Origin of the sequence: Streptomyces yerevanensis (assembly GCF_000716805.1) — a bacterium.
GTDB lineage: Bacteria > Actinomycetota > Actinomycetes > Streptomycetales > Streptomycetaceae > Streptomyces > Streptomyces flaveus.
The window spans coordinates 285,505-306,004 of the sequence record NZ_JNWJ01000014.1 but is presented as its reverse complement, the minus strand read 5'-3'; the positions used below and the strand labels follow the sequence as shown (position 1 = coordinate 306,004).

Genomic DNA, 20,500 nt, shown 5'->3' with positions numbered 1-20,500 from the left:
GGCCCGATGGGGGGCGTCGACGTCCCCGAGGTCGATTCTGTGTCGCTCGCCTTCGGCGCGGCAAGCAACAGAATGACCACGGGGACGTCAGTGCACTCCTGGGGAAAAGGTCAGCGAATGGGGCGGTGGACGTTGTCCCGTTTCGCCGGCCCGGGAGTCGCGTCCGCGATCCAGGCGCCGTCACCGGAGGGGTCGATGACGCCCTCCTCCAACCAGGTGTACGTACCGCCGAGGACGCCCTTGACCACCTTGTGGTCGAGGTCGTCGGTGTTGCTCCACAGCCGGCCGAAGAGTTCCTCGACCCGGATACGGGACTGGCGGCAGAAGGCGTCGGCGAGCTGGTAGGCCTCGCGGCCGTTCTCCCCGGTGGTGCGCAGGTGCTCGGCGCGTACGCAGGCCGCGCTCATCGCGAACAGTTCGGCGCCGATGTCGACGATCCGACCGAGGAAGCCCTGCTTGGTCTCCATCCGGCCCTGCCAGCGCGACATGGCGTAGAAGGTGGACCGGGCGAGCTTGCGGGCGGACCGTTCCACGTAACGGAGGTGACCGGAGAGGTCGAGGTGGCCCTCCGGATGGAAGTCGGCGTAAGAGCGCGGGAGTTGGCCGGGTCCCGCGACCAGCTTGGGCAGCCACTTGGCGTAGAACACACCGGCGTTCGCGCCCGCCTTCGCCTTGTCCTGGAGGGTCTTCTCCGGGTCGATGAGGTCGCCCGCGACCTTCAGATGGGCGTCGACTGCCTCGCGTGCGATCAGCAGGTGCATGATCTCGGTCGAGCCCTCGAAGATGCGGTTGATGCGCAGGTCGCGCAGGATCTGCTCGGCCGGGACTGCGCGTTCGCCGCGGGCCGCGAGGGACTCGGCGGTCTCGAAGCCGCGTCCGCCGCGGATCTGGACCAGCTCGTCCGCCATCAGCCAGGCCATCTCGGAGCCGTACAGCTTTGCGAGAGCCGCCTCGATACGGATGTCGTTGCGGTCCTCGTCGGCCATCTGCGAGGACAGGTCGAGTACGGCCTCCAGAGCGAAGGTCGTCGCCGCGATGAAGGAGATCTTCGAGCCCACGGCCTCATGGAAGGCCACCGGCTTGCCCCACTGCTCGCGCGCCGCCGACCACTCGCGAGCGATCTTCAGACACCACTTGCCCGCGCCCACGCACATGGCGGGCAGGGACAGCCGCCCGGTGTTCAGCGTCGTGAGCGCGATCTTGAGACCCGCACCCTCCGGGCCGATGCGGTTGGCCGCCGGTACGCGGACCTGGTGGAAGCGCGTGACGCCGTTCTCCAGGCCGCGCAGGCCCATGAAGGCGTTGCGGTTCTCGACGGTGACACCCTCCGAGGCGGACTCCACGACGAAGGCGGTGATGCCGCCCTTGTGGCCCTCGGACTTCGGCACCCGCGCCATGACGACGAGGAGGTCCGCGACGACGCCGTTGGTCGTCCAGAGCTTCACACCGTCGAGGACGTACGAGTCGCCGTCCGGGACGGCCGTGGTGGCGAGCCGTGCCGGGTCGGAGCCCACGTCCGGCTCGGTCAGCAGGAAGGCCGAGATGTCGGTGCGGGCGCAGCGCGGCAGGAAGGTGTCCTTCTGCTCCTGCGTGCCGAAAAGCTTCAGCGGCTGCGGTACGCCGATCGACTGATGCGCGGAGAGCAGCGCGCCGACCGCCGGGTTCGCGGAGCCCACCAGAGCGAGCGCCTTGTTGTAGTACACCTGGGTGAGACCCAGGCCGCCGTACTTGGTGTCGATCTTCATGCCGAGAGCGCCGAGCTCCTTGAGCCCGTTGATCGTCTCGTCCGGGATCTGCGCCTCGCGCTCGATCCGCGCACCGTCGATCTTCGTCTCGCAGAAGTCGCGCAGTTTGGCGAGGAACTCCTCGCCGCGCTGCGCGTCCTCGTCGGCGGGCATCGGGTGCGGATGGATCAGATCGAGCCGGAAGCGGCCGAGGAACAGCTCCTTGGCGAAGCTGGGCTTGCGCCAGTCCTGCTCACGTGCGGCCTCCGCCACCTGGCGCGCCTCGCGCTCGGTGACGGCGGGCTTCTTGGTTGGTGCGGACATGAGGGGCTTCACCTCGCCGCGAGTCGGGATCTTCGGAACAGTCGGTTACTGGCCGGTGCTACTGGATCGTATGTACCCGATTCCGGGCAACCTCACCAGTCCTCGCGCACCGCCCCGCCGGATGAGCCCCTCCGCACGAACGCCGGTTTCAGCCGATGTCCACCGAGAACGCCTTGGTGTCCACTCGGCCCTTGCCGCGGAAGACCTCGGTACCGGCCTCGATGCCGGAGACGTACTTGTCGTTGCTCAGCAGCTTGCGCCGTACGAGTGCCTGGGTGAAGTCGTCGAGATTGAGGGTGGCCTTGGTCGTGTTGGCGACCCGGACGAAAGAGTGCACCTTCCACCCGATGTCGCCCTCGTAGATGTCCCACATGGCGCCGCCGAGGCTGACCCGGCCCACCTTCGAGCCGAGCGGTCCGGCGCCGCCCTGACGGTTGAGCCACACCATGATCTCGTCGGTCGGCTGGTCCTGCCAGTCGGCGGTGTTCTTGCTGTGCAGCCACAGGTCGTACGCCACGTTCATGGTGCCGGGACTGGAGCTGACCGAGAACTCCCAGCTGGTGTTGACGCGCTTGCGGTCGCCGACTCTGACGGGCAGCTCGGTGGACGCCTTGTCCACCTTCCAGCCCCAGTGCCAGCCGAGCACGGTGCTGGAGTAGGACTTCACGGCGTTTTCCTTGCCGGCCTTGCTGGTCCAGCTGTAGTCCGTACCCCACGAAATGGTGTTCCCGGAACGGGAGTTGTCCCAGACGCACTGGGTTCCGGTGCCGTCGTCCTGGCCCCACAGGTTGTTGTTGACGTAGTACTTGCCCATCGTGATCGTGTCGAAGGCCGCACACTTCTTGGCCTCCTCACCGGCCATCGCAACGGTGACGGACGCACCGGCCGCGAGAGCGGTGACGGCAGCGGCGGCAGTCTTCGCCCTGCGGGAGAGGCGGGGGCGTCTGTGCTGCATGGGAGGTCCTTCCGGGGACGATCGCTTACGTCCCCCAGTCACCGCCGCGCTCCGAAAGGTTGCCGCGCAGGCTCAGCCTCGCCGGACAACGCTCAACTCAGCGGAAAGGCTCTGAGGGACGTCCCGCGCAGGACGTACAACCGCTCGTCGTCGGCCAGCAGTTGCAGGGAACCGTTCGCGCGCTCCACCGACTTGAGGGTCCAAGCGGTTCTGTGGGTGCGGCGGTCGATCGCGACGGCGTCCGTGCCGAGTTCGTACGGGGTCGGGAAGACGAGGTCTCCGGCGAGCAGGGGCGGGCGCGCAGGGGGTGATTCGAGGAGCACCGTGGACTGCCACCGCCAGCGCTGCTTTCGCCGGTCGCGCTCGACGGCCCACAACTCCCGTCCCATCAGCGTGAGATAGAGCGTCGCGCCGTCGATCGCGGCCTCGCCCCACAGCACGCGCCCGGCGAATTCGTCTCCTGTCTCCTCGGGGTCGAAGCTCCAGCGCGTGCGGCCGGTGCGCAGGTCGAGGCAGAGCGCGCCCCGGCCGGAGACGACGACCGTGTCGTCGGAGACGGCCACGGCCCGCTCGGTCGCGCCGGTGTGGTCCAGGACCTCCACGGCCTCCAGGCTCAGCGCCCGCCGCCACACCTGCTCGCCGTCGGCGGCGCGGTAGGCGGTGACCGCGTCGCTGTCGAGCAGGACGAACAGATCGCCCGCGGCGCCCGCGGCGGCCGTCTTCGCCCTGGCCCGGGTGAGCTCCTTGCGCCAGAGCACGCGCCGCGCCTCGATGTCGTAGGCGACCACGAGGCGGTCGGTGTCCTCGAGTGCGTCCTTGAAGGTCGAGCCGGGCGCGTGGCCCACGACATAGACGATGCTGCCGTGGGCCGCGCACACCGGCTGCTGGATCAGGGCGAGGTTCAGACCGAGCGGCTCGGTCTGCCAGATGCGGCCGCCCGAGGGCTGCACGACCGCCAGCCGCCCGCTGTCGTCCCTGGTGGCGAGCACGACGGCCCCGGCGCAGCGCGTGAGGTAGGAGCCCATCTCGTCGCCCACGGTCCAGAGCGGGGTGCCGCGCCGGGCGTCGACACCGTACAGTCGGCCCGCGTCGCCGGGGACGACCAGGAGGCCGTCGATGAGGATGGCGCGTTTGCCGAGTTTCTCGAAGTTGCCGCCGTGCTCCCACACGGGGTTGGGAGCACCGTCGGGCGCCCGGCTGGTCGCCGGTGCGGGGGCGGCCCTGGCCGCTGGGGTGGTGCCCTCGTCTCGCGAGGTGAGCCACCAGGCCGTGCCCGCGAGGCCGGCCACGGCCGCCGCGGCGCCCCCGGCGAGCAGGGCCCGGCGGCTGGCGCGGACCGGGTGCGGAGGCCGCTCGGCGGTGGCGCGGGGCGGTGGGGGTTCGCCCACGCGGGCGGTGCGGGCCGCGATGTCCGCGAGCACCGCGGGCGGCAGCAGTTCGGCGAACCCCCCGCCGGTCCGCCGGGGCCCGGCCGACCCCGCCCGGCCGGCCGCCACCGCCGCGTCGGGGCGGACGGCCGGGTCCTTGGCCAGGCAGTCGGCGAGCAGCGGGCGCAGGGACGGCGGGACGGCGGTGAGGTCCGGCTCCTGGTGGGCGATCCGGTAGAGGACCTCGCCCGGTTCGCCCTCGCCGAACGGCGGGCGCCCGCAGGCCGCGAAGCACAGGACCGCGCCGAGCGCGAACACGTCGCCGGGCGGGCCGGGGTCCGCGCCGCCGCTCTGCTCGGGAGCCATGTAGGCGGGTGTGCCGAGCAACTCGCCCGTGGCGGTGAGGTGTTCGGACCCGGCGGCGTGCGCGAGGCCGACGTCGATGACGTACGGGCCGTCGGCGGCGAGCAGGATGTTGGACGGCTTGAGGTCCCGGTGGACGTAGCCCTCGCCGTGCAGGATGCGCAGCGCGTCGGCGAGCTGCCGGGCCAGCGCTCGTACGGACTCCTCGGGCCAGGGCCCGTGTTCGGTCACCGCCTCGGCGAGCGAGGGCCCGACGACGTACTCGGCGGCGAACCACTGCCGCTCCCCCTGCGCGCCCGCGGAGATCAGGCCGGGGAAGTGCGGGTGCGTGCCGAGCCGGGCGGCTGCCTCGGTCTCCCGTGAGAACCGTGCGTGCGACGGGACCTGGGCCGCCAGGTCGGCGCGCAGCAGCTTCAGGGCGACGGTGCGTCCCGTAGGCGTCCGGGCGAGATAGACGGTGCCCATGGCGCCGGAGCCGACGCGGGCGAGCAGGCGGTGGCCGCCGACCTCGGCCGGGTCGTCGGCGCTCAGGCCCAGCAGCGGCTGCATACGGCTCACCTCACCGGGAGTGCGTACACGGAGGACTGGTTGACGACCAGGACACGATCGCCGGGCATGCGGTGGACTCTGTAGAGATCCTCGGGGGACTGCCCCGCCTGGAAGGACCAGAGAGCCGCGCCGTTGCGCGGATCGAGGGCCACCACACCCGCCGCCCGTCCGGCGACCAGCAGAGTGCGGCGGGAGTCGCTGAGGGTCAGTCCCGGGGCGAGCCGGACGTGTTCACCGGGCGGATCGGGAAGCAGTCGTACGCGCCACAGTTCACGGCCCCGGGCCGGGTCGACGGCGTACACGGTGCGGTTCTGATCGCTGGTGAAGGCGACCTTGCCCAGTCCCGCGATCTCCGCCGTCGAGGGGCTGTTGATCAGTGACTCCTCGGTGCGCGAGGCGTCGTCGTTGAGGTTGAGCCGCCACAGCGGTTCGTCCTCGTCGAGGCGGGCGGCGGTGAGGTGGCCGTCACCCATGGCGTAGACGAGTCGCGTGACCGGGTCCACGGTCATCTGGTGGCCCTTGGGTATCCAGTGGTGGGCCAGGCCCGTGCCCGCCCTGCCCCGGTCGAGGTCGATGGGGAGCACGTGGGCTGTGCCGTCACGGGCGGCGGCCGCGAAGACGCGGCCCTCCCGCACGTCGAAGCCCAGGCCGTCGCTCTTGGAGACCGGGATGTGCAGCCGCCAGCGCTCGGTCCGCTTCCGATAGTCGAAGGCGATGAGGTGCTCACCCGGATCGGCTCCTTCGGGTGCCGCGGTGAGCGCCGCCTGGTAGAGCACGAAGCCCCGGCGCCTGTCGAAGGCGAGCATCTTCCGGAAGGAGAGTTCCGGGGCGATGCCCATGTCCTCGGACCACAGACGCGTGCCGTCCTCGGTGCTCACCGCGACGAAACCCGTGCCGTGCGCGACGACGACGGTGCCGGGAGCGCCGGGGACGATCGAGTCGTTCGGCGCGCTGGAGAGGTGGACGTCCTCCTGGTCGGCGCGCCACAGCACACGGCCGTCGGCCAGGCGCAGCGCGGTCAGTTCCTCCGACTCGGCCAGCAGAGCGGCCTCACCTTCGCGGACGGCCCAGACCGTCGAGTTCTCGTAGCTCAGATTGCTGTGCCGGGAGTCGTAGCGCCACAGGGCGGATGGTGCGATGCCCTCCGGGACACGGGCGCGGTTCGCGGCGGGCCGCGCGCCGGTGCCGGAGCCGCGGTCCGGCAGCGTGAACGCGGCGACACCGCCCGCGAGCAGCCCGGCCCCGGCGGCGATCACCACGGCCCGGCGGCCCGGCGGTCGCCTCTCCGTCCGGCCGGTCCCTGTCTGCCCGATGTCGGTGGCGCCCTCCATGGCCAGGGCGTGGTCGGCCTGGCGGGCCAGGGCGGTGACCAGGCGGGCGGGCAAGGGGAACGGGGCCGCGGGGTCCGGGAGACGGGGATCGTGCGCCGTGTCCGGTGGCGGTGTGCCCGCGGGTGACACCTGGGCCAGTACGGCGTCCAGGGCCGCCAGATCCTCCCGCGGACTCCCCTGCCGTGGCCGGGGGCGTACGAGACGGGGTCCGTCGGCGCAGATCAGTACCCCGTCCGCGGTGACGGCGCCGTGAGGGGCACCCAAGGCGTGCAGTCGGCCGAGTGCGCCGGTGAGCACGGCACGGACCGCGCGGAGCGTCTCGTCCGGCAGGCCGCCGTACATGAGGGCGCCGGCCTCGGCGAGGGTGAGGGAGGGCACGTACGGGAAGGCGAGCCAGGCCGGTTCCGGCGGGACCACGGGCGTGGGCTCCCGGTCCCGTTTCCCGGCGCGGGACAGCAGGAGGGTCCGCCGGGTCGCCGTTCCCGAGGCGGGTCCGGGTCCGGTGCCGCCGTGCAGCAGCACGGGCAGGCCCGGACCCGCGGCCTCGCGCAGCGCCTCGGCCACGCCCTGGAGGTCCGCCGGCGCGTTCGACGTGAGCAGGACGATCTCGGCGAGCCCGTCGTCCGGCCCGCGGGCCAGCAGCCTCCGCTCCCCGCCGGCTGCCGTGAGCCGGGCCAGTGGCCGGTACCGGTCCAGCACCGGCGGGTCATCAGCGCTCAGCCTGTCCATACGAACCCCCGTTCGCCCCCGGTCGGCCAGACTAAGCCCGGAACGTCCGATTCATAAGTCCCTCTCGTGAGAGGGCAGTTCAGAAGACAGTTCAGAAGACGGGGAGCGCGCGCAGTGTCGTGCGACGGGCGACGAACACCCGCCCGGCCGCGCCCGCGAGGCGCCAACCGGCCTGGTTCGCATCGTCGTTGAAGGTCCACAGCAGTCGTCCGGTACGGATGTCCGCCGTGTAGACACCAAGGTCCTGCAGCCGCTCGTCGGGGTCCAGGCCGGTGCGCCGCCCGAGTGCGCCGTACAGCGCGTTCCCGAGGACGACGCCGGGGCGCACGGGTTCGGCACCGAAGTCGAGCGGGACGGACCAGCGCGGGTCGCCGTTTCCGGCGTCCAGGCAGGTGAGCTCGTCCTTCCGGACCGCGTAGTACAGCCGGGCCGCGTAGACGCGACCGTCCGCGACTGTGGGCGCGCCCCAGAAGGAGTCCTCGGCCGGGACCGACCAGCGTTCGTCGCCGCTGCGCGCGTCGAGCACGGCGAGCGTGTCGCCGCCGACGCAGAAGCCGTCGCGCACCGGCGCGGGCGTGAGGCCGGCCGGCGGCAGCGCGAACCGTGGGCGCCCGATGTCCCGCTCCCAGCGGACGGCGCCGTCGGCCGTGTCGAGGACGAGTGTCCCGCCGTCCCGGGCGGTGACCATGAGCCGGCCTCCCGACACCGCGCCGGACACGGCGCCCGTGGAGCCGAGGGCGCGGCGCGCCGTCCACCGCTCGGCGCCGTCCGTCCGCGCGAGTGCCTTCACGCGGCGGTCGCTGTCAAGCACGTAGACGTGCGCGGCGTCGAGGGCGAGCGCCTGCCGCGCGTCGGCCGGCACACTCCACAACCGGGCGCCGCGGTCCGCGTCCAGGGCGGTGAGCCCGCCGTCCCGCGTGACCACCAGGACGGTGCGGCCCGACACCAGGAGCGGCCCGTCACGGTCCGGCGCGGCGCCGCCCGCCCAGGTCCAGGCCCGCGCACCGGTGTGCTGCGTGAACGCGCCGACGCCGTCGCCCGCTCCCGCGACGACGACACGGCCCACGGTGACCGGACCCGGTCCGGACTCGCTCAACTTCCCTGCTGTCCACAGCGGTTGGGGAACCGTACCGGCCGTGGGGCGGGTCAGCGGCTCGGCGACGGGAACACCGTCCGCGGTGGCCGGTGACGCCCCGCCGCCCCGGTCCCGCGACAGCCACCAGCCGATGACACCGCCCCCGCTCGCGACGACCGCTCCCGCCCCCGCCGCGAACACGGCGCGGCGCGAGGGACCGCTCCCCGAGCCCAACAACTCGGCGGCTTCGTCCGCGCGCCGGGCGATCTCGTCGGCGAGAGGACCTCGCTGCCAAGGGGGTCGCGAGGCGAGCACCACGGGCCGCCCGGCGCGCGGAACGGCGGCAGAAGCCAGTGCCCTCTCCCCCGCCAGAGCGCCCGCCATCTCCTCCGGCACCGGCCGCCTCGCCGGGTCCTTCTCCAGACAGGCCCGCATCACCGGCACCAGCGTCTCCGGTACGCCTTCCAGGGACGGCTCCTCGTGTACGACCCGGAAGCTCACGGCCGCGGGATGCCCCGTCCCGAACGGGCCGCGCCCCGTGCACGCGAAGGCCAGCACGGCACCGAGGGCGAAGACGTCGGCGGGCGGGCCCGCCCGGCGGCCGGTGACCTGTTCCGGGGGCGCGTAGCCGGGCGTCGCCGGGGCCAGGCCCGGCTCGGTGAGCGTGAGACCGTACTCGGGGCGGGCGATGCCGAAGTCGATGACGCGGGGGCCGGCCCGGGTGAGCACGATGTTGGAGGGCTTGAGGTCGCGGTGGACCAGGCCCGCGGCGTGGATCTCCGCGACCGTGCGGACCAGTTCGGCGCCCAGCGCCCTGGTCCCGCCCTCGTCGAGCACCCCGCAGGCCGCGACCGCCTGGTGCAGCGTGGGCCCCGCCAGATACGCGGCGGCGATCCACGGGACAGGACTGTCGAGGTCGTACCCGAGCACACGGGCCACTCCCCGCCCACGCACCGTCGCGGCCGCGTCGGCCTCGCGCCGGAAGCGGCGCACCATGTCCTCGTCCGCGGCCAGTTCGGGCCGCAGCACCTTCACAGCGGCGGCCCGCCCCCGTACGTCACGCCCCAGGTGTACGGCACCCATGCCGCCCTCACCCAGCAGTCCGACGACGCGGTAGGGCCCGATCCACCGTTCGGCCACCCCACCGCCCCCCTCCATGGCCCCCCTCGGCCGGTCATGCTAGGCATGAAGCGACACCCGGAAAAGGGCCCGCAGGCCCGTCAGGGGCGCGGGGAACTGCGCGAGCACCCCAAGACCACCCGCACTCGCCCGCGAACCCCATCCCCCACCCCCGTAGGCGCCCCGCCAAACCGACGGAGTCGAAGCGCTTCGACAACCTATGGACACCCACCCCCCATCAAGCTACTGTCGAGCCACCCTCACTCGCCCTTACCCGTACCACGCGCTGTCGAAGCGCTTCACACACCTTGGAGAGCTGGATGGTCACCCTCGCCGAGGTCGCCCAGCACGCCGGAGTCTCGGCCAGCACGGTGAGCTATGTGCTCAGCGGCAAGCGGTCCATCTCCATGGGCACCCGGCAGCGGGTCGAGCAAAGCATCCAGGAGCTCGGCTACCACCCCAACGCGGGGGCCCGGGCACTGGCGAGCAACCGCTCCAACATCATCGCGCTGATGGTCCCGCTCCGTACGGACATGTACGTACCCGTGATGATGGAGATCGCCATCGCGGTGGCGACCTCCGCCCGCACGCACGGCTACGACGTGCTGCTGCTCACCGGCGAGGAAGGACCCGACGCCGTGCGCCGGGTCACCGGCAGCGGGCTCGCCGACGCGATGATCCTGATGGACGTCGAACTCGACGACGAGCGGCTGCCGTTGCTGCGCGGCACGGACCAGCCGTCCGTACTCATCGGACTGCCCGCCGACACCAGCGGGCTGACCTGCGTCGACCTCGACTTCGGCGCTACGGGAGCGCTGTGCGTCGAGCATCTGGCCATGCTCGGGCACCGCGACATCGCTGTCATAGGCGAGGCACCCGCGGTCTACGAGCGGCACACGGGCTTCGCCGAACGCACCCTCGACGGACTGCGCTCCCGCAGCCGCGAACTCGGGCTTCGGCTGCTGCACCGGCCCTGCGAGGGCGGGTACGACGCAATGGCCGTGACCCTGGCCCGGGTCTTCGACGAGCGCCCTGACACCACGGGCTTCGTCGTGCAGAACGAGTCCGCGGTGGAACCGCTGCTCGGACTCCTGCGCCAGCAGGGCCGGGCCGTGCCCGAGGACGTGTCGGTGGTCGCGGTCTGCCCGGACCAGGTCGCCACCCAGGCCTCGGTGCGGCTCACCTCCGTCGCCATACCCGCGCAGGAGATGGGACGGAACGCCGTGGAACTGCTGGTCGCCAAGCTCGACGGCGGCGGCACCGACGAAGTCCTCCTGATCGCACCCGAGTTGACGACACGGGCCAGCACGGGGCCCGCGCCCGCCACCTCGTAGCCGACGCCCCCGGCCCTCGGCCCCCGCCCCTCCGGCCTTCGCAAGGCACCCCCTCCCCGCCGTCACTCCTTCAGGGAGCACCTCCGTGAACCAGCCTGCCGAGCACCAGCCCCAGCAAGGGGCGGTCAGCCTCGCTCAGTCCTCCCCCACCATCGGCACGTTCCGCGAGCGCGACGGCGCCCTGGAGTGGAGCGGCCGTCAGGAGATCGTACGCGTCGAGCCATGGGGCCCGGACGCGGTTCGGGTCCGGGCGCGGCTCGGCGGCCCGGTCGTCGAGGGCCTGCCGGGCGCGCTGCTCGACGAGGCGCCGGCCACCGAGGCGAGCGTCAAGATCGAGGACGGCCGCGGTCTGCTGACCGTCGGCGCGCTCACGGTCGAGGTCACAGCCGAGGGCCTCCTGCGTTTCACCCGCACCGACGACGGCTCGGAACTCCTCACCGAGGAGCGCGCCCACTTCTGGTGGCCGGGCCCGCGCCTCTACACCCCCGTCGGCAACGGCTACCACCGCCTGGAGCAGCGCTTTTCCGCGTACGAGGGCGAGAAGCTGTTCGGCCTCGGCCAGCACCAGCACGGGCTGCTCGACCAGAAGGGCGCCGTCCTCGACCTCGTGCAGCGCAACGCCGAGGTCAGCATCCCGGTGCTCACCTCCAGCCGCGGCTACACCCTGCTGTGGAACAGCCCGGCGATCGGCCGCGTGGAGCTGGCGGGCAACGGCACGCGTTGGGTGGCGGACTCGGCGCGGCAGATCGACTACTGGATCACGGCGGGCCACCCGGCGGACGCCCAGCGCCGCTACAGTGCCGTCACCGGCCGTACGCCGATGCTGCCCGAGTGGGCCGCGGGCTTCTGGCAGTGCAAGCTGCGCTACCGCACACAGGACGAACTCCTCGCCGTGGCAAGGGAGTACAAGCGCCGCGGGTTGCCCCTGGACGTCATTGTCTGCGACTTCTTCCACTGGACGCATCTGGGCGAGTGGAAGTTCGACCCGGCGGAGTGGCCGGATCCGGCGGCGATGGTGCGGGAGCTGGACGAGCTCGGCGTCAAGCTGGTCGTGTCGGTGTGGCCGTCGGTGTCCCCGCTCTCCGAGAACCACGACCTCATGGAGCAGCGCGGCTACTTCATCGGCACGCAGTACGGCCCGATGGCGCACGCCGACTGGCCCGACAAGGAGGTCGCGTCGACGGTCCAGGTCGCCTTCTACGACGCGACGAATCCCGAAGCGCGCGACTTCATGTGGTCGAAGGTCCGCGACAACTACCTCACGCCGTACGGCATTCAGTCCTTCTGGCTGGACGCCTGTGAGCCGGAGATCAAGCCGGGTTTCCAGGAGAACCTGCGCTACTGGGCGGGCCCCGGCCTGGAGGTCGGGAATCTCTACCCGCGCGAGAACGCCCGTGCCTTCTACGAGGGCATGGTGGCCGCAGGCGAAAGCGAGATCGTCACCCTCAACCGCTCGGCATGGGCGGGCAGTCAGCGCTACGGCGCGGCCCTGTGGTCCGGCGACATCGGCACCGACTTCGCGACGTTGCGCCGCCAGATCGCGGCGGGTCTCAACACCGCGCTGTCCGGCATCCCTTGGTGGAACACCGACATCGGCGGCTTCCACGGCGGTGATCCGGACGACCCGGCGTACCAGGAGGTCATGGTCCGCTGGTTCCAGTTCGGCGCACTGTCCCCGCTGATGCGCCTGCACGGCTTCCGCGACCCGGGTATGCCGCTCGGCCCGGCCATGACCGGCGGTCCGAACGAGATCTGGTCGTACGGCGAGAAAGCCGCCGCGATCATGGAGAAGTACCTGCGGCTGCGCGAGCGCCTGAAGCCGTACGTCCTGGATGTGATGCGTGCGGCTCATGAGGAGGGGCTGCCGGTGATGCGCCCGCTGTTTCTCGAGTTCCCGGAGGACCAGGCGGCCTGGTCGGTGGACGACGCGTACCTCTTCGGTCCCGATCTGCTGGTCGCTCCGGTGCTGACGGCGGGCGCTACGGCCCGTACGGCCTATCTCCCGGCGGGCGCGCGCTGGACCGACGCGTGGACCGGGGAGACGTATGAGGGTGGCGCGGCCGTGACGGTCGACGCGCCGCTGGACCGCATCCCGCTGTTCCTGCGGGACGGGGCGCGGCTGCCCGTAGCGGAGTAGCCGCGCACACAGGAGTGCGGCCGGACCTGGGGAGGACCGGCCGCACTTTTGTGTCTGGGCTTATACCTGGATCAACTGCTGCTGACGGTCAGGTTGTTGGTGCGGAAGTCCAGACCGCCGGACGACGAGGTGATCTCGAAGCCGAACTGGACGTCGCCGATGGTCTCGTTGCCCATCCAGCCCTTGGTGTCCTTGATCCACTTGAGGATCGGGAGCATGTTGACGCTGCCGGAGTTCGAGTCCGAGGTGCGCAGGAACGAGAAGACCTCGTTGGCTCCGTTGCTGCCCTTGTAGACGTTCCAGGTGTGGCCGCCGAGGGTGACGCTGCCCTGCGAGGTGCCGATCGGGCCGACGGCTCCGTTGTAGTTCATCCAGAGCATGATCTCGTAGTCGTAGTCGGTGTCCCAGATGTCGTACGAGGAGTTGTACGCGCCCGAGGACGGGACCGTGACGTTGTAGCTGCTGCTGAGCGAACCGAGCGAGGTGATCGACTTGTTGATCACCTTCTTGGAGTTGGGGTAGGACTTGATGCCGCCGGTGTTGGGGTGGTTGGCGTTGACGCCCCAGTTGGTGCCGGAGTTGGCCCAGATGCACTGCGCGCCGGCGCCGGAGCCCCAGATGTTGTTGTAGAGCGTGTAACCGTTGAGGCTGGTGTTGCCCCACTGGTCGCAGGAGTTCCAGACGGCGGCCGAGGCCGGTGCGGAGGCGAGGCCGATGGTGGCGCCGAGTGCCAGTGCGGGGGCGATGAGGGCCTTGACGACCCTCCTGCGTGTGCGTGTTGCCATGGCTGTCCCTTTCCATGGGTGGGGGGAAATGCTGTGGAACTACCGCGGCTCCAGGAGGAGGACGCGGTCTTCTCCGGCGCGCGGGGAGAACGGTCGCGCGCTCGGGAGGAAGTCCTGGGATCGGATGGTCACGGCGCGAGCACCGCCGCTCCGTAGCGCGCCAACTCCACGGAACCGGTGACCGGTTCGCCGGTGAGGACGTCCCGGTGCGTGCCCGGCACCTCCACCGTGACCGTCTCGCGCCCGTGGTTGAACACGAAGAGCAGCTCGCCCCGGCGGACGGCTTCGACCTGTGCGGGGAGGTCGTCAAGGGGTGGACGGACCCCCGTACCGGCCGCCACGTCCGCCAACAGGTCGCGCAGCGCGGGCGGTTCGGGCAGCGTCGAGAGGTACCAGGCGCGGCCCTTGCGCAGCAGCGCGGGCAAGCCGTCCAGCTCACCGCCCTTGTACGGGATGACCTGCTCGGTGTCCCCCGCCGCCTCGAGCTCCTCGGACCACAACGTCCCCCGGAAGCCCTCGCATTCGGCGGTCTCCCCCGCGTCGAGCGGCCACCACTCGTGCAGCGTGCGGATGCCGAAGAGCTCCCGCAGCCGCGCGTCCATGCCGCCGGGCCGCACCCGGTCGTCCTCGTCCGCGACTCCGGTCAGGAATCCGCAGACGAGGGTGCCCCCGGCTCGTACGTACGACAGGAGATTGTCGATCGCGGCGTCCGTGAGCAGGTACAACTGCGGGACGACGACCAGCTTGTACGCGGACAGGTCGTGCTCGGGGTGCGCGAAGTCGGTGGTGAGGTGGGCCTCCCACAGGGCGCGGTGCCAGGCGCGTACGACCTGCGGATGGTCGACCTCGGAGGACAGGCGGCCGTCCTGCGCGCCGGCCCACCAGGCGTTCCACTCGTGCAGGATCGCGACGTCGGCCTCTATGTGGCTGTCAGTCACTTCGGGGCCGAGCACGGCGAGTTCGGTCCCGAGCCGCTTGACCTCCTGATACGTACGACCTTCCTCCCCCGCGTGGCTGACCATCCCCGAGTGGAACTTCTCCGCGCCCTGCCGGGACTGCCGCCACTGGAAGTAGCAGACGGCGTCGGCGCCCCGGGCCACCGCCTGGAGGGACCAGAGACGGTTGAGGCCGCGTGGCTTGGGGTGGTTGACGCCCCGCCAGTTGACGGGACCGGCCGCCTGCTCCATGAGCATCCACGGTCCGCCGCGGGCCTGGGAGCGCGTCATGTCCTGGATGAGGGCGCCGTTCTGAGCGCCGAAGGGGTCGCGCGGGTCCGGGTACATGTCGACGGAGACGAGGTCCTCCTCCCCGGCCCATTTCCAGGCGTCCTGGCCCACCCACATCGGCATGAAGTTGGTGGTCACCGGGATGTGCGGGGTGTGCCGACGGACGATGTCGCGCTCGGCGACGTAGCACTCCAGGAGCATGTCGGAGGTGTAGCGCTTGAAGTCCAGTACCTGCGTGGGGTTCTTCAGGTAGTGGGCGTGGCGGGGTGGCAGGACCTCGTCCCAGTCGCCGTAGCCCTGGCTCCAGAAGGCCGTTCCCCAGGCGGAGTTGAGTGCGTCGAGTGTGCCGTACTTGTCCTTCAGCCAGCGGCGGAAGGTGGTGGCGGCCTCGTCGCCCCAGTCGTAGGTGCAGTACTCGTTGTTGATGTGCCACATCGTGAGGGCGGGGTGGCTGCCGTAGCGGGCGGCCAGGTCCTCGGTGATGGCGGCGGCGTAGCGGCGGTAGGTGGCGCTGGAGTGCGAGAAGTGCTGCCGGCCACCCCACCACTCGGTGCGGCCGTCCTCGTCGCGGGGCAGCGTGTCGGGGTGCAGGCGGCCCATCCAGGGTGGGGGTGAGGAGGTGGGGGTGGCGAGGACGACGCCGATGCCGTTGTCGTGCATGAGGTCCATCAGCCGGTCGAGCCAACCGAACTCCCTTGCCCCGGGCCGGGGTTCGAGCTTCGCCCAGGAGAAGACGCCGAGGGTGACGGAGTTGACGCCGGCCGCCTTCATGAGGCGTACGTCCTCGTGCCAGGTCTCCTCGGGCCACTGCTCGGGGTTGTAGTCGCCGCCGAAGAGGATGCGGCCGCGGGTGACGTCGGCGAGGCCCGGTCGCTGGTGCGGGGGCATCAGGCCGGGTCCCCGTACTGGATGCCGCGTCCGTTGGTGGCGATGTAGACGCGGCCGTGGACGCGCGGGTCGCCGGTGATCGTCTCGCCGATCCAGCCCCACTGGTGGGCGTCGTCGTTGATACGGACCCAGGTCCTGGCCCCGTCGTCGGAGCGGAGGACGCCGGTGACAGACCCCGCCTCGATCGCGCCGACCTGGTAGATCGCGGGGTAGTCGGCGCGGCGGGCTGCCTTGCCGAAGCCGAGGCAGTGCGAGGAACGGCAACTGGCGACCTTCGAGAAGGCGGCGCCGCCGTCGGTGGACCGGAAGAGACCGTTCTCCTTCGCGGAAATCCACAGGTCACCGGAGCGGCCCGGGGCCGCCACCACCTTGAACTGGCTGTCTCCGGAGGGCAGTCCGGTCGCACGGGCCGTGAAGGAACGGCCACTGTCAGTGCTGACGTATAGCGTTCCTGTGTCGGTGTCGTATGCGTAGAAGAGCGTCGGGTCGGCCGGGTCGGCGACCGGCGCGGCGCCCTTCGGGAAGGAGGAGACCTCGGACCAGGTCGCGCCGTTGTCGGTGGAGCGGTGGGCTGCGTACTTCGTGCCGTCCCAGTGCACGAAGGACCACAACAGCGTACCGCCGTCGGCGCTGGTGGCGATCGGCCCCGGTGCGTCCTTGGCAATGTCCGGCTGGGCCTTGAAGGGCGCCCAGGTCCGGCCGCCGTCGTTCGAGTACGCGCCGTTGCCGTTGTCGCCCCAGCCCGCCCGGACGACGTACGACGGCTTGGCCGCGGCCTGCGCGAGTCCCGTCGCCGACCCGAACACGGGGTTCGCCGCCATGCCGCGCGACGGAGACGCCGTGAGCCGCTCGTGGTACATCACGCCGATGTCCCCGAGCCCGCTCAGCAGGTGCGCCTCCCCGACCGGGGGCGAGATCAGCTGGCGCACGGACGTCTCCTCCAGGCCGCGGATCTGCGGCGCCCAGCGCTTGAGGTCGCGGGTGCCGTAGAGGGTCGCCCCGGTCCCGTACACGATGTGCTTCGAGTCGTACGGGTCCAGGGCGAGCGCCTGGATCCACCAGCCGAACTTCGGCTTGTCAGCACCCCAGTTGAGGAAGGGAGTCTCCGATACGTCCAAGACAGCCGCGTCCTTGAGGGACGTCCATGTGCGACCGCCGTCGGTGGTCCGGAACAGCGTGTCGATGGCCGCCCAGCGGTTGTTGGTGGACACGACGACGGTGCCCGGGCGGCGGGCGTCGACGGCGACTCCGCCGTAGGCGAAGTTGTCCGCCGAGCCGTCTTCCGTGGTGCCGCCGGGCTGCACGGGGGTCACCTCGGTCCACTTGCCGGTGGCGGTGCGCAGCTTGTGCACGCTGCCGTCGGACTGGCCGTTGGGGCCGGGCGCGTCGGCGTACGTCACGTACAGCTCGTGGGTGTGCCTGTCGTACGCGGCCCGGATCGGGACCTTGGCGGAGGTGCCGGACGGCTGCGCGGGCACGGCCTCCCACGTCGTGCCGTCGGCGGTGCGGTACAGGTTCGCCGTGCCGGACGTGCCGTCGCCGTCACCCCAGCCGGCGTAGACGGACCGCCCGGCCGCGACGAGGAAGGTCACGCCCTGCCCGGAGGCGTTCGCCTTCGCCGGGAAGTCGGTCACCGCTGCCCAAGTGGCGCCCCGGTCGGTCGACTTGAGCAACCCGTCGTGCCGGGTGCCCAGCCACAGGGTGTCGCTGTCGCGCGGGTCGACGAGGAGACGTTCACCGGTACCGCGACCGTCCTCGTTGGCGCCGAGCTTCACGGTCAGGTCGGTGCGGGACCAGGTGGCGCCGCGGTCGTCGGAGCGCAGGACGGCGCCGTTGCCGGCCCAGGGCTGGGCGTAGGTGCCGAGGGAGAGGTACACCCGGTTGGGGTGCGCCGGGTCGACGGCGATCGCCTCGACACCGAGGAGGTTCCAGTCGTCCCAGCCTAGGTCGTCGTTCAACGGGACCCACTGGGCCGCGCGGTTGTCCCAGCGGTAGGCGCCGCCGATGTCGGTACGGGCGTAGGCGAGACCACGTACGGAGGGATGGAACAGCACGCCGGTGACGAAGCCGGTGCCGCCGATGACGGCGTTGCGCCAGCGGTAGCGGGGCGCGTTCGCGTTGCCCGCTACCTCGGCGGGGGCGATGCCCGCCCATGCCGGGCTCCCTGCGAGGGAGACGGCGGAGAGCGCAGCGGTGGAGGCGGTCCCGGCAAGGACGGCGCGTCTGCTCAGGCGGGGCGTGCGCATGACATACCTCGTTCTGCGGAGGGGGTGGGAAGGGGACTGCGCCCCGTGACGAGCTGGAGGGTGGCCCCCCTTTAGGGGTGTGGGGCGCCCTGTTCGAAGTCGGGGTTCGGGGAGCGCCCCGTCAGGGGCGCGAGGCTGTGACATATGCGGCTTCGCCGCGATGGGGGTCCCCCCAGGCCCTTAAGGCACTGGGGGAGAATTCGAGAGTGGGGGAGCGACCAGCCACAACCGGCCCGCAGTTCACAAACGACCTAGGCAGTTCCCGGGCTCGCCCCGGAGAACGGCGCGGCGGAGTCGTGAACCGAGGAAAGCGGGCTGACGGAGTCAGCCCTTGACGGCGCCGGTCAGCATGCCCTTCTTGAAGTGCCGCTGGACGAACGGCGACAGCACAGCAACCGGAATGAGGGCCAGCACCATGACGGCCATCTGAAGCGCGAGAGCGGACAGCTCACCCGTGTTGACCTGGGCGGAGAGCCCGACCGGCCGTTCCTGCTTCTGCACCAGCTGGATCATCACGTTCTGCAGCGGCATCTTGTCCTGGTCGGTCAAATAGATCGACGCGTTGAACCAGGCGCTCCAGTAGCCCACCGCGTAGAAGAGGGCGATCACCGCGAGGACCGCGCGCGACAGCGGCATCACGATCTTCCAGAGGATGCGCCAGTCGCCGGCCCCGTCGATCCGGGCGCTGTCGATCAGTTCCTGGGAGATGCCCATGAAGAACGCCCGCAGGACCAGGATGTTGAAGACGCTCACCGCGCTGGGGAGGATCAGCGCGAGGTAGGTGTCGGTCAGTCCGAGCCCCTGCACCAGCAGGTACGTCGGGATCAGGCCCGCACCGAAGAACATGGTCGCCAGCAGCGTCATCAGGATTCCGCGGTGGGCGAGCGAGCCGCTGCGCGAGAGACCGTACGCGCACAGCACCGACACGGTCATGCTGAACAGCGTGCCGACCAGGGTCACTCCGATGCTGACCAGTGTGGCGCGCTGGACCTGACCGCCGCTGAGGAGTTCCTGGTAGGCGATGAAGGTGATGCCCTTGGGGATCACCACCAGACCGCCGGCCTCGTCGATGGTCTTCTTCGACTGGAGGCTGGTGACGATGACGATCCACAGCGGGAAGAGGATCGCCAGGCAGGCGAGGCTCAGGACGAGACCCTTGCCCGCAAGGCCGACCTTGGCCGGCTCCTCCTCCCAGACCGGGCGGGGCGGGGCCGCCCAGAGGCTTGGCTTCTTCGCCGCCGGCTTCTCGTCGGCCGGCTTGTCGAGGACAGCGCTCATTTCTTGTACACCCCCTGCTCACCCATGAGATGGGCGACCTTGTTGGCGGTCAGCACCAGTGCCAGGCCGACGAAGCCCTTGATGAGTCCCGCGGCGGCGGCATAGCTGAAGTCCTGGTTGCGGATGCCGTTCCACCACACATAGGTGTCCAGCACATCGGAGGCGGCGACGCCCACCGCCTGCCGTTGGAGCAGCAGTTGCTCGAAGCCGACGGTGAGGGCGTCGCCGACGCGCAGCACCAGAAGCAGGGCGATCACCGGGCGCAGGGCGGGCAGCGTGATGTGCCACATGCGCCGCCAGCGTCCGGCGCCGTCCATGGCGGCGGCCTCGTACAGGTCGTTGGAGACGGACGACAGCGCCGCGAGGAAGACGATGATGCCCCAGCCCGCGTCCTTCCAGACCATCTCCAGCGTGACCAGGTACTTGAAGGTCTCCGGGTTGGTCATCAGGTCGAAGCCCTCGTAGCCGTGCTGGCGGAGGGTCTGCGCGATGATGCCCGCGCCGCCGAAGATCTGCATGAAGACGGTGACGACGAGGACCCAGGAGAAGAAGTGCGGCAGATACATGATCGCCTGGGCGAGAGCCCGCACCCGGGGCCTGACCACGCTGTTGATGAGGAGCGCGAGCAGGATCGGGATCGGGAAGAACAGGATCAGCTGCAGGAAGAACAGCACGAACGTGTTCTGCACCGCGTGCCAGAAGGCCGAGTCCGCGAAGATCCGCTCGAACTGCTCGAAGCCGATCCAGGGGCTCTGGAAGATGGCGACGAAGCCGTTCTCGCTGAGGTACGGGTCGTAGTCCTGGAAGGCGACCACGTTGCCGAGGATCGGTACGTAGTTGAAGACCAGGAGCAGCAGCACCGCCGGCAGCGTCATCAGGACCAGCGTGCGGTCGCGCTTGAATCTGAGCCGGAGGCTCAGCTTCCCGGCACGCTTGTCTTTCCGTGACCGCGACCGGGACCGGCGTCCGGCGGCGCCGTCGGACGTCGCCGGATCCTCCGCGGGGGTCTTTGCCTCGGCTCTGGACCGGGGCACCGTGCTGTGCGACACGGCTTTCTCCTTGCCTCAGCC

Annotated in this window: 12 protein-coding genes; 2 read left to right on the top strand and 10 right to left on the bottom strand. The window is 70.9% G+C overall.

Annotated elements, in window-relative coordinates; all coding sequences use genetic code 11:
- Positions 1-110 precede the first annotated feature (110 nt).
- The 5 genes from OP79_RS17640 to OP79_RS17620 all read right to left on the bottom strand — a co-directional run bounded on the left by OP79_RS17640 (position 111) and on the right by OP79_RS17620 (position 9,557).
- Positions 111-2,048 (bottom strand): acyl-CoA dehydrogenase family protein, encoded by a 1,938-nt coding sequence (locus tag OP79_RS17640; RefSeq protein WP_033321162.1) that lies wholly within the window; start codon positions 2,046-2,048, stop codon positions 111-113.
- A 148-nt stretch (positions 2,049-2,196) separates the two neighbouring features.
- Positions 2,197-3,003: a GH12 family glycosyl hydrolase domain-containing protein gene (locus OP79_RS17635; protein ID WP_033321161.1), complete on the bottom strand. Its 807-nt coding sequence runs from the start codon at positions 3,001-3,003 to the stop codon at positions 2,197-2,199.
- 92 nt (positions 3,004-3,095) lie between these two features.
- On the bottom strand, positions 3,096-5,282 hold the full coding sequence (locus OP79_RS50445; RefSeq protein ID WP_051744718.1) for a protein kinase domain-containing protein: 2,187 nt from the start codon (positions 5,280-5,282) through the stop codon (positions 3,096-3,098).
- Positions 5,283-5,287: 5 nt separating this feature from the next.
- A complete protein-coding gene (locus OP79_RS17625; RefSeq protein WP_106972412.1) occupies positions 5,288-7,342 on the bottom strand; it encodes an outer membrane protein assembly factor BamB family protein in 2,055 nt (684 codons plus the stop codon).
- Positions 7,343-7,433: 91 nt separating this feature from the next.
- Positions 7,434-9,557, bottom strand: a complete 2,124-nt coding sequence (locus tag OP79_RS17620) for a protein kinase domain-containing protein (protein WP_051744717.1) — start codon at positions 9,555-9,557, stop codon at positions 7,434-7,436.
- A 299-nt stretch (positions 9,558-9,856) separates the two neighbouring features.
- On the opposite strand from OP79_RS17620, the gene OP79_RS17615 reads away from it, so the two are divergent.
- Together OP79_RS17615 and OP79_RS17610 are read left to right on the top strand one after the other, a co-directional pair.
- Complete coding sequence (locus OP79_RS17615; protein ID WP_033321158.1) at positions 9,857-10,870, top strand: LacI family DNA-binding transcriptional regulator; 1,014 nt, start codon at positions 9,857-9,859, stop codon at positions 10,868-10,870.
- A gap of 85 nt (positions 10,871-10,955) precedes the next feature.
- Positions 10,956-13,007 (top strand): glycoside hydrolase family 31 protein, encoded by a 2,052-nt coding sequence (locus OP79_RS17610; protein WP_033321157.1) that lies wholly within the window; start codon positions 10,956-10,958, stop codon positions 13,005-13,007.
- Between the two features lie 71 nt (positions 13,008-13,078).
- Here the strand turns inward: OP79_RS17610 and OP79_RS17605 are convergent, their stop codons facing one another.
- The 5 genes from OP79_RS17605 to OP79_RS17585 form a co-directional block, all read right to left on the bottom strand.
- Entirely contained in the window at positions 13,079-13,792 is a 714-nt protein-coding gene (locus OP79_RS17605) for a glycoside hydrolase family 12 protein (RefSeq protein WP_033321156.1), read from the bottom strand.
- A 128-nt stretch (positions 13,793-13,920) separates the two neighbouring features.
- Positions 13,921-15,906, bottom strand: coding sequence for a beta-galactosidase (locus OP79_RS17600; RefSeq protein ID WP_033321155.1), 1,986 nt, complete (start codon positions 15,904-15,906; stop codon positions 13,921-13,923).
- The gene (locus OP79_RS17595) at positions 15,906-18,152 is read right to left on the bottom strand and encodes a sialidase family protein (RefSeq protein ID WP_033321154.1); all 2,247 of its coding nucleotides are present in this window, start codon (positions 18,150-18,152) and stop codon (positions 15,906-15,908) included. Before OP79_RS17595 ends, OP79_RS17600 begins: the two co-directional genes overlap by 1 nt.
- Before the next feature lie 324 nt (positions 18,153-18,476).
- Positions 18,477-19,430: a carbohydrate ABC transporter permease gene (locus OP79_RS17590; protein WP_033321153.1), complete on the bottom strand. Its 954-nt coding sequence runs from the start codon at positions 19,428-19,430 to the stop codon at positions 18,477-18,479.
- The gene (locus tag OP79_RS17585; RefSeq protein WP_033321152.1) at positions 19,427-20,479 is read right to left on the bottom strand and encodes an ABC transporter permease; all 1,053 of its coding nucleotides are present in this window, start codon (positions 20,477-20,479) and stop codon (positions 19,427-19,429) included. Before OP79_RS17585 ends, OP79_RS17590 begins: the two co-directional genes overlap by 4 nt.
- Positions 20,480-20,500 lie beyond the last annotated feature (21 nt).

Bases quoted from the DNA above. Each gene is read 5' to 3' on its own strand.
- OP79_RS17640 (WP_033321162.1), bottom strand. From the start codon at position 2,048: ATGTCCGCACCAACCAAGAAGCCCGCCGTCACCGAGCGCGAGGCGCGC.
- OP79_RS17635 (WP_033321161.1), bottom strand. From the start codon at position 3,003: ATGCAGCACAGACGCCCCCGCCTCTCCCGCAGGGCGAAGACTGCCGCC.
- OP79_RS50445 (WP_051744718.1), bottom strand. From the start codon at position 5,282: ATGCAGCCGCTGCTGGGCCTGAGCGCCGACGACCCGGCCGAGGTCGGC.
- OP79_RS17625 (WP_106972412.1), bottom strand. From the start codon at position 7,342: ATGGACAGGCTGAGCGCTGATGACCCGCCGGTGCTGGACCGGTACCGG.
- OP79_RS17615 (WP_033321158.1), top strand. From the start codon at position 9,857: ATGGTCACCCTCGCCGAGGTCGCCCAGCACGCCGGAGTCTCGGCCAGC.
- OP79_RS17605 (WP_033321156.1), bottom strand. From the start codon at position 13,792: ATGGCAACACGCACACGCAGGAGGGTCGTCAAGGCCCTCATCGCCCCC.
- OP79_RS17600 (WP_033321155.1), bottom strand. From the start codon at position 15,906: ATGCCCCCGCACCAGCGACCGGGCCTCGCCGACGTCACCCGCGGCCGC.
- OP79_RS17595 (WP_033321154.1), bottom strand. From the start codon at position 18,152: ATGCGCACGCCCCGCCTGAGCAGACGCGCCGTCCTTGCCGGGACCGCC.
- OP79_RS17590 (WP_033321153.1), bottom strand. From the start codon at position 19,430: ATGAGCGCTGTCCTCGACAAGCCGGCCGACGAGAAGCCGGCGGCGAAG.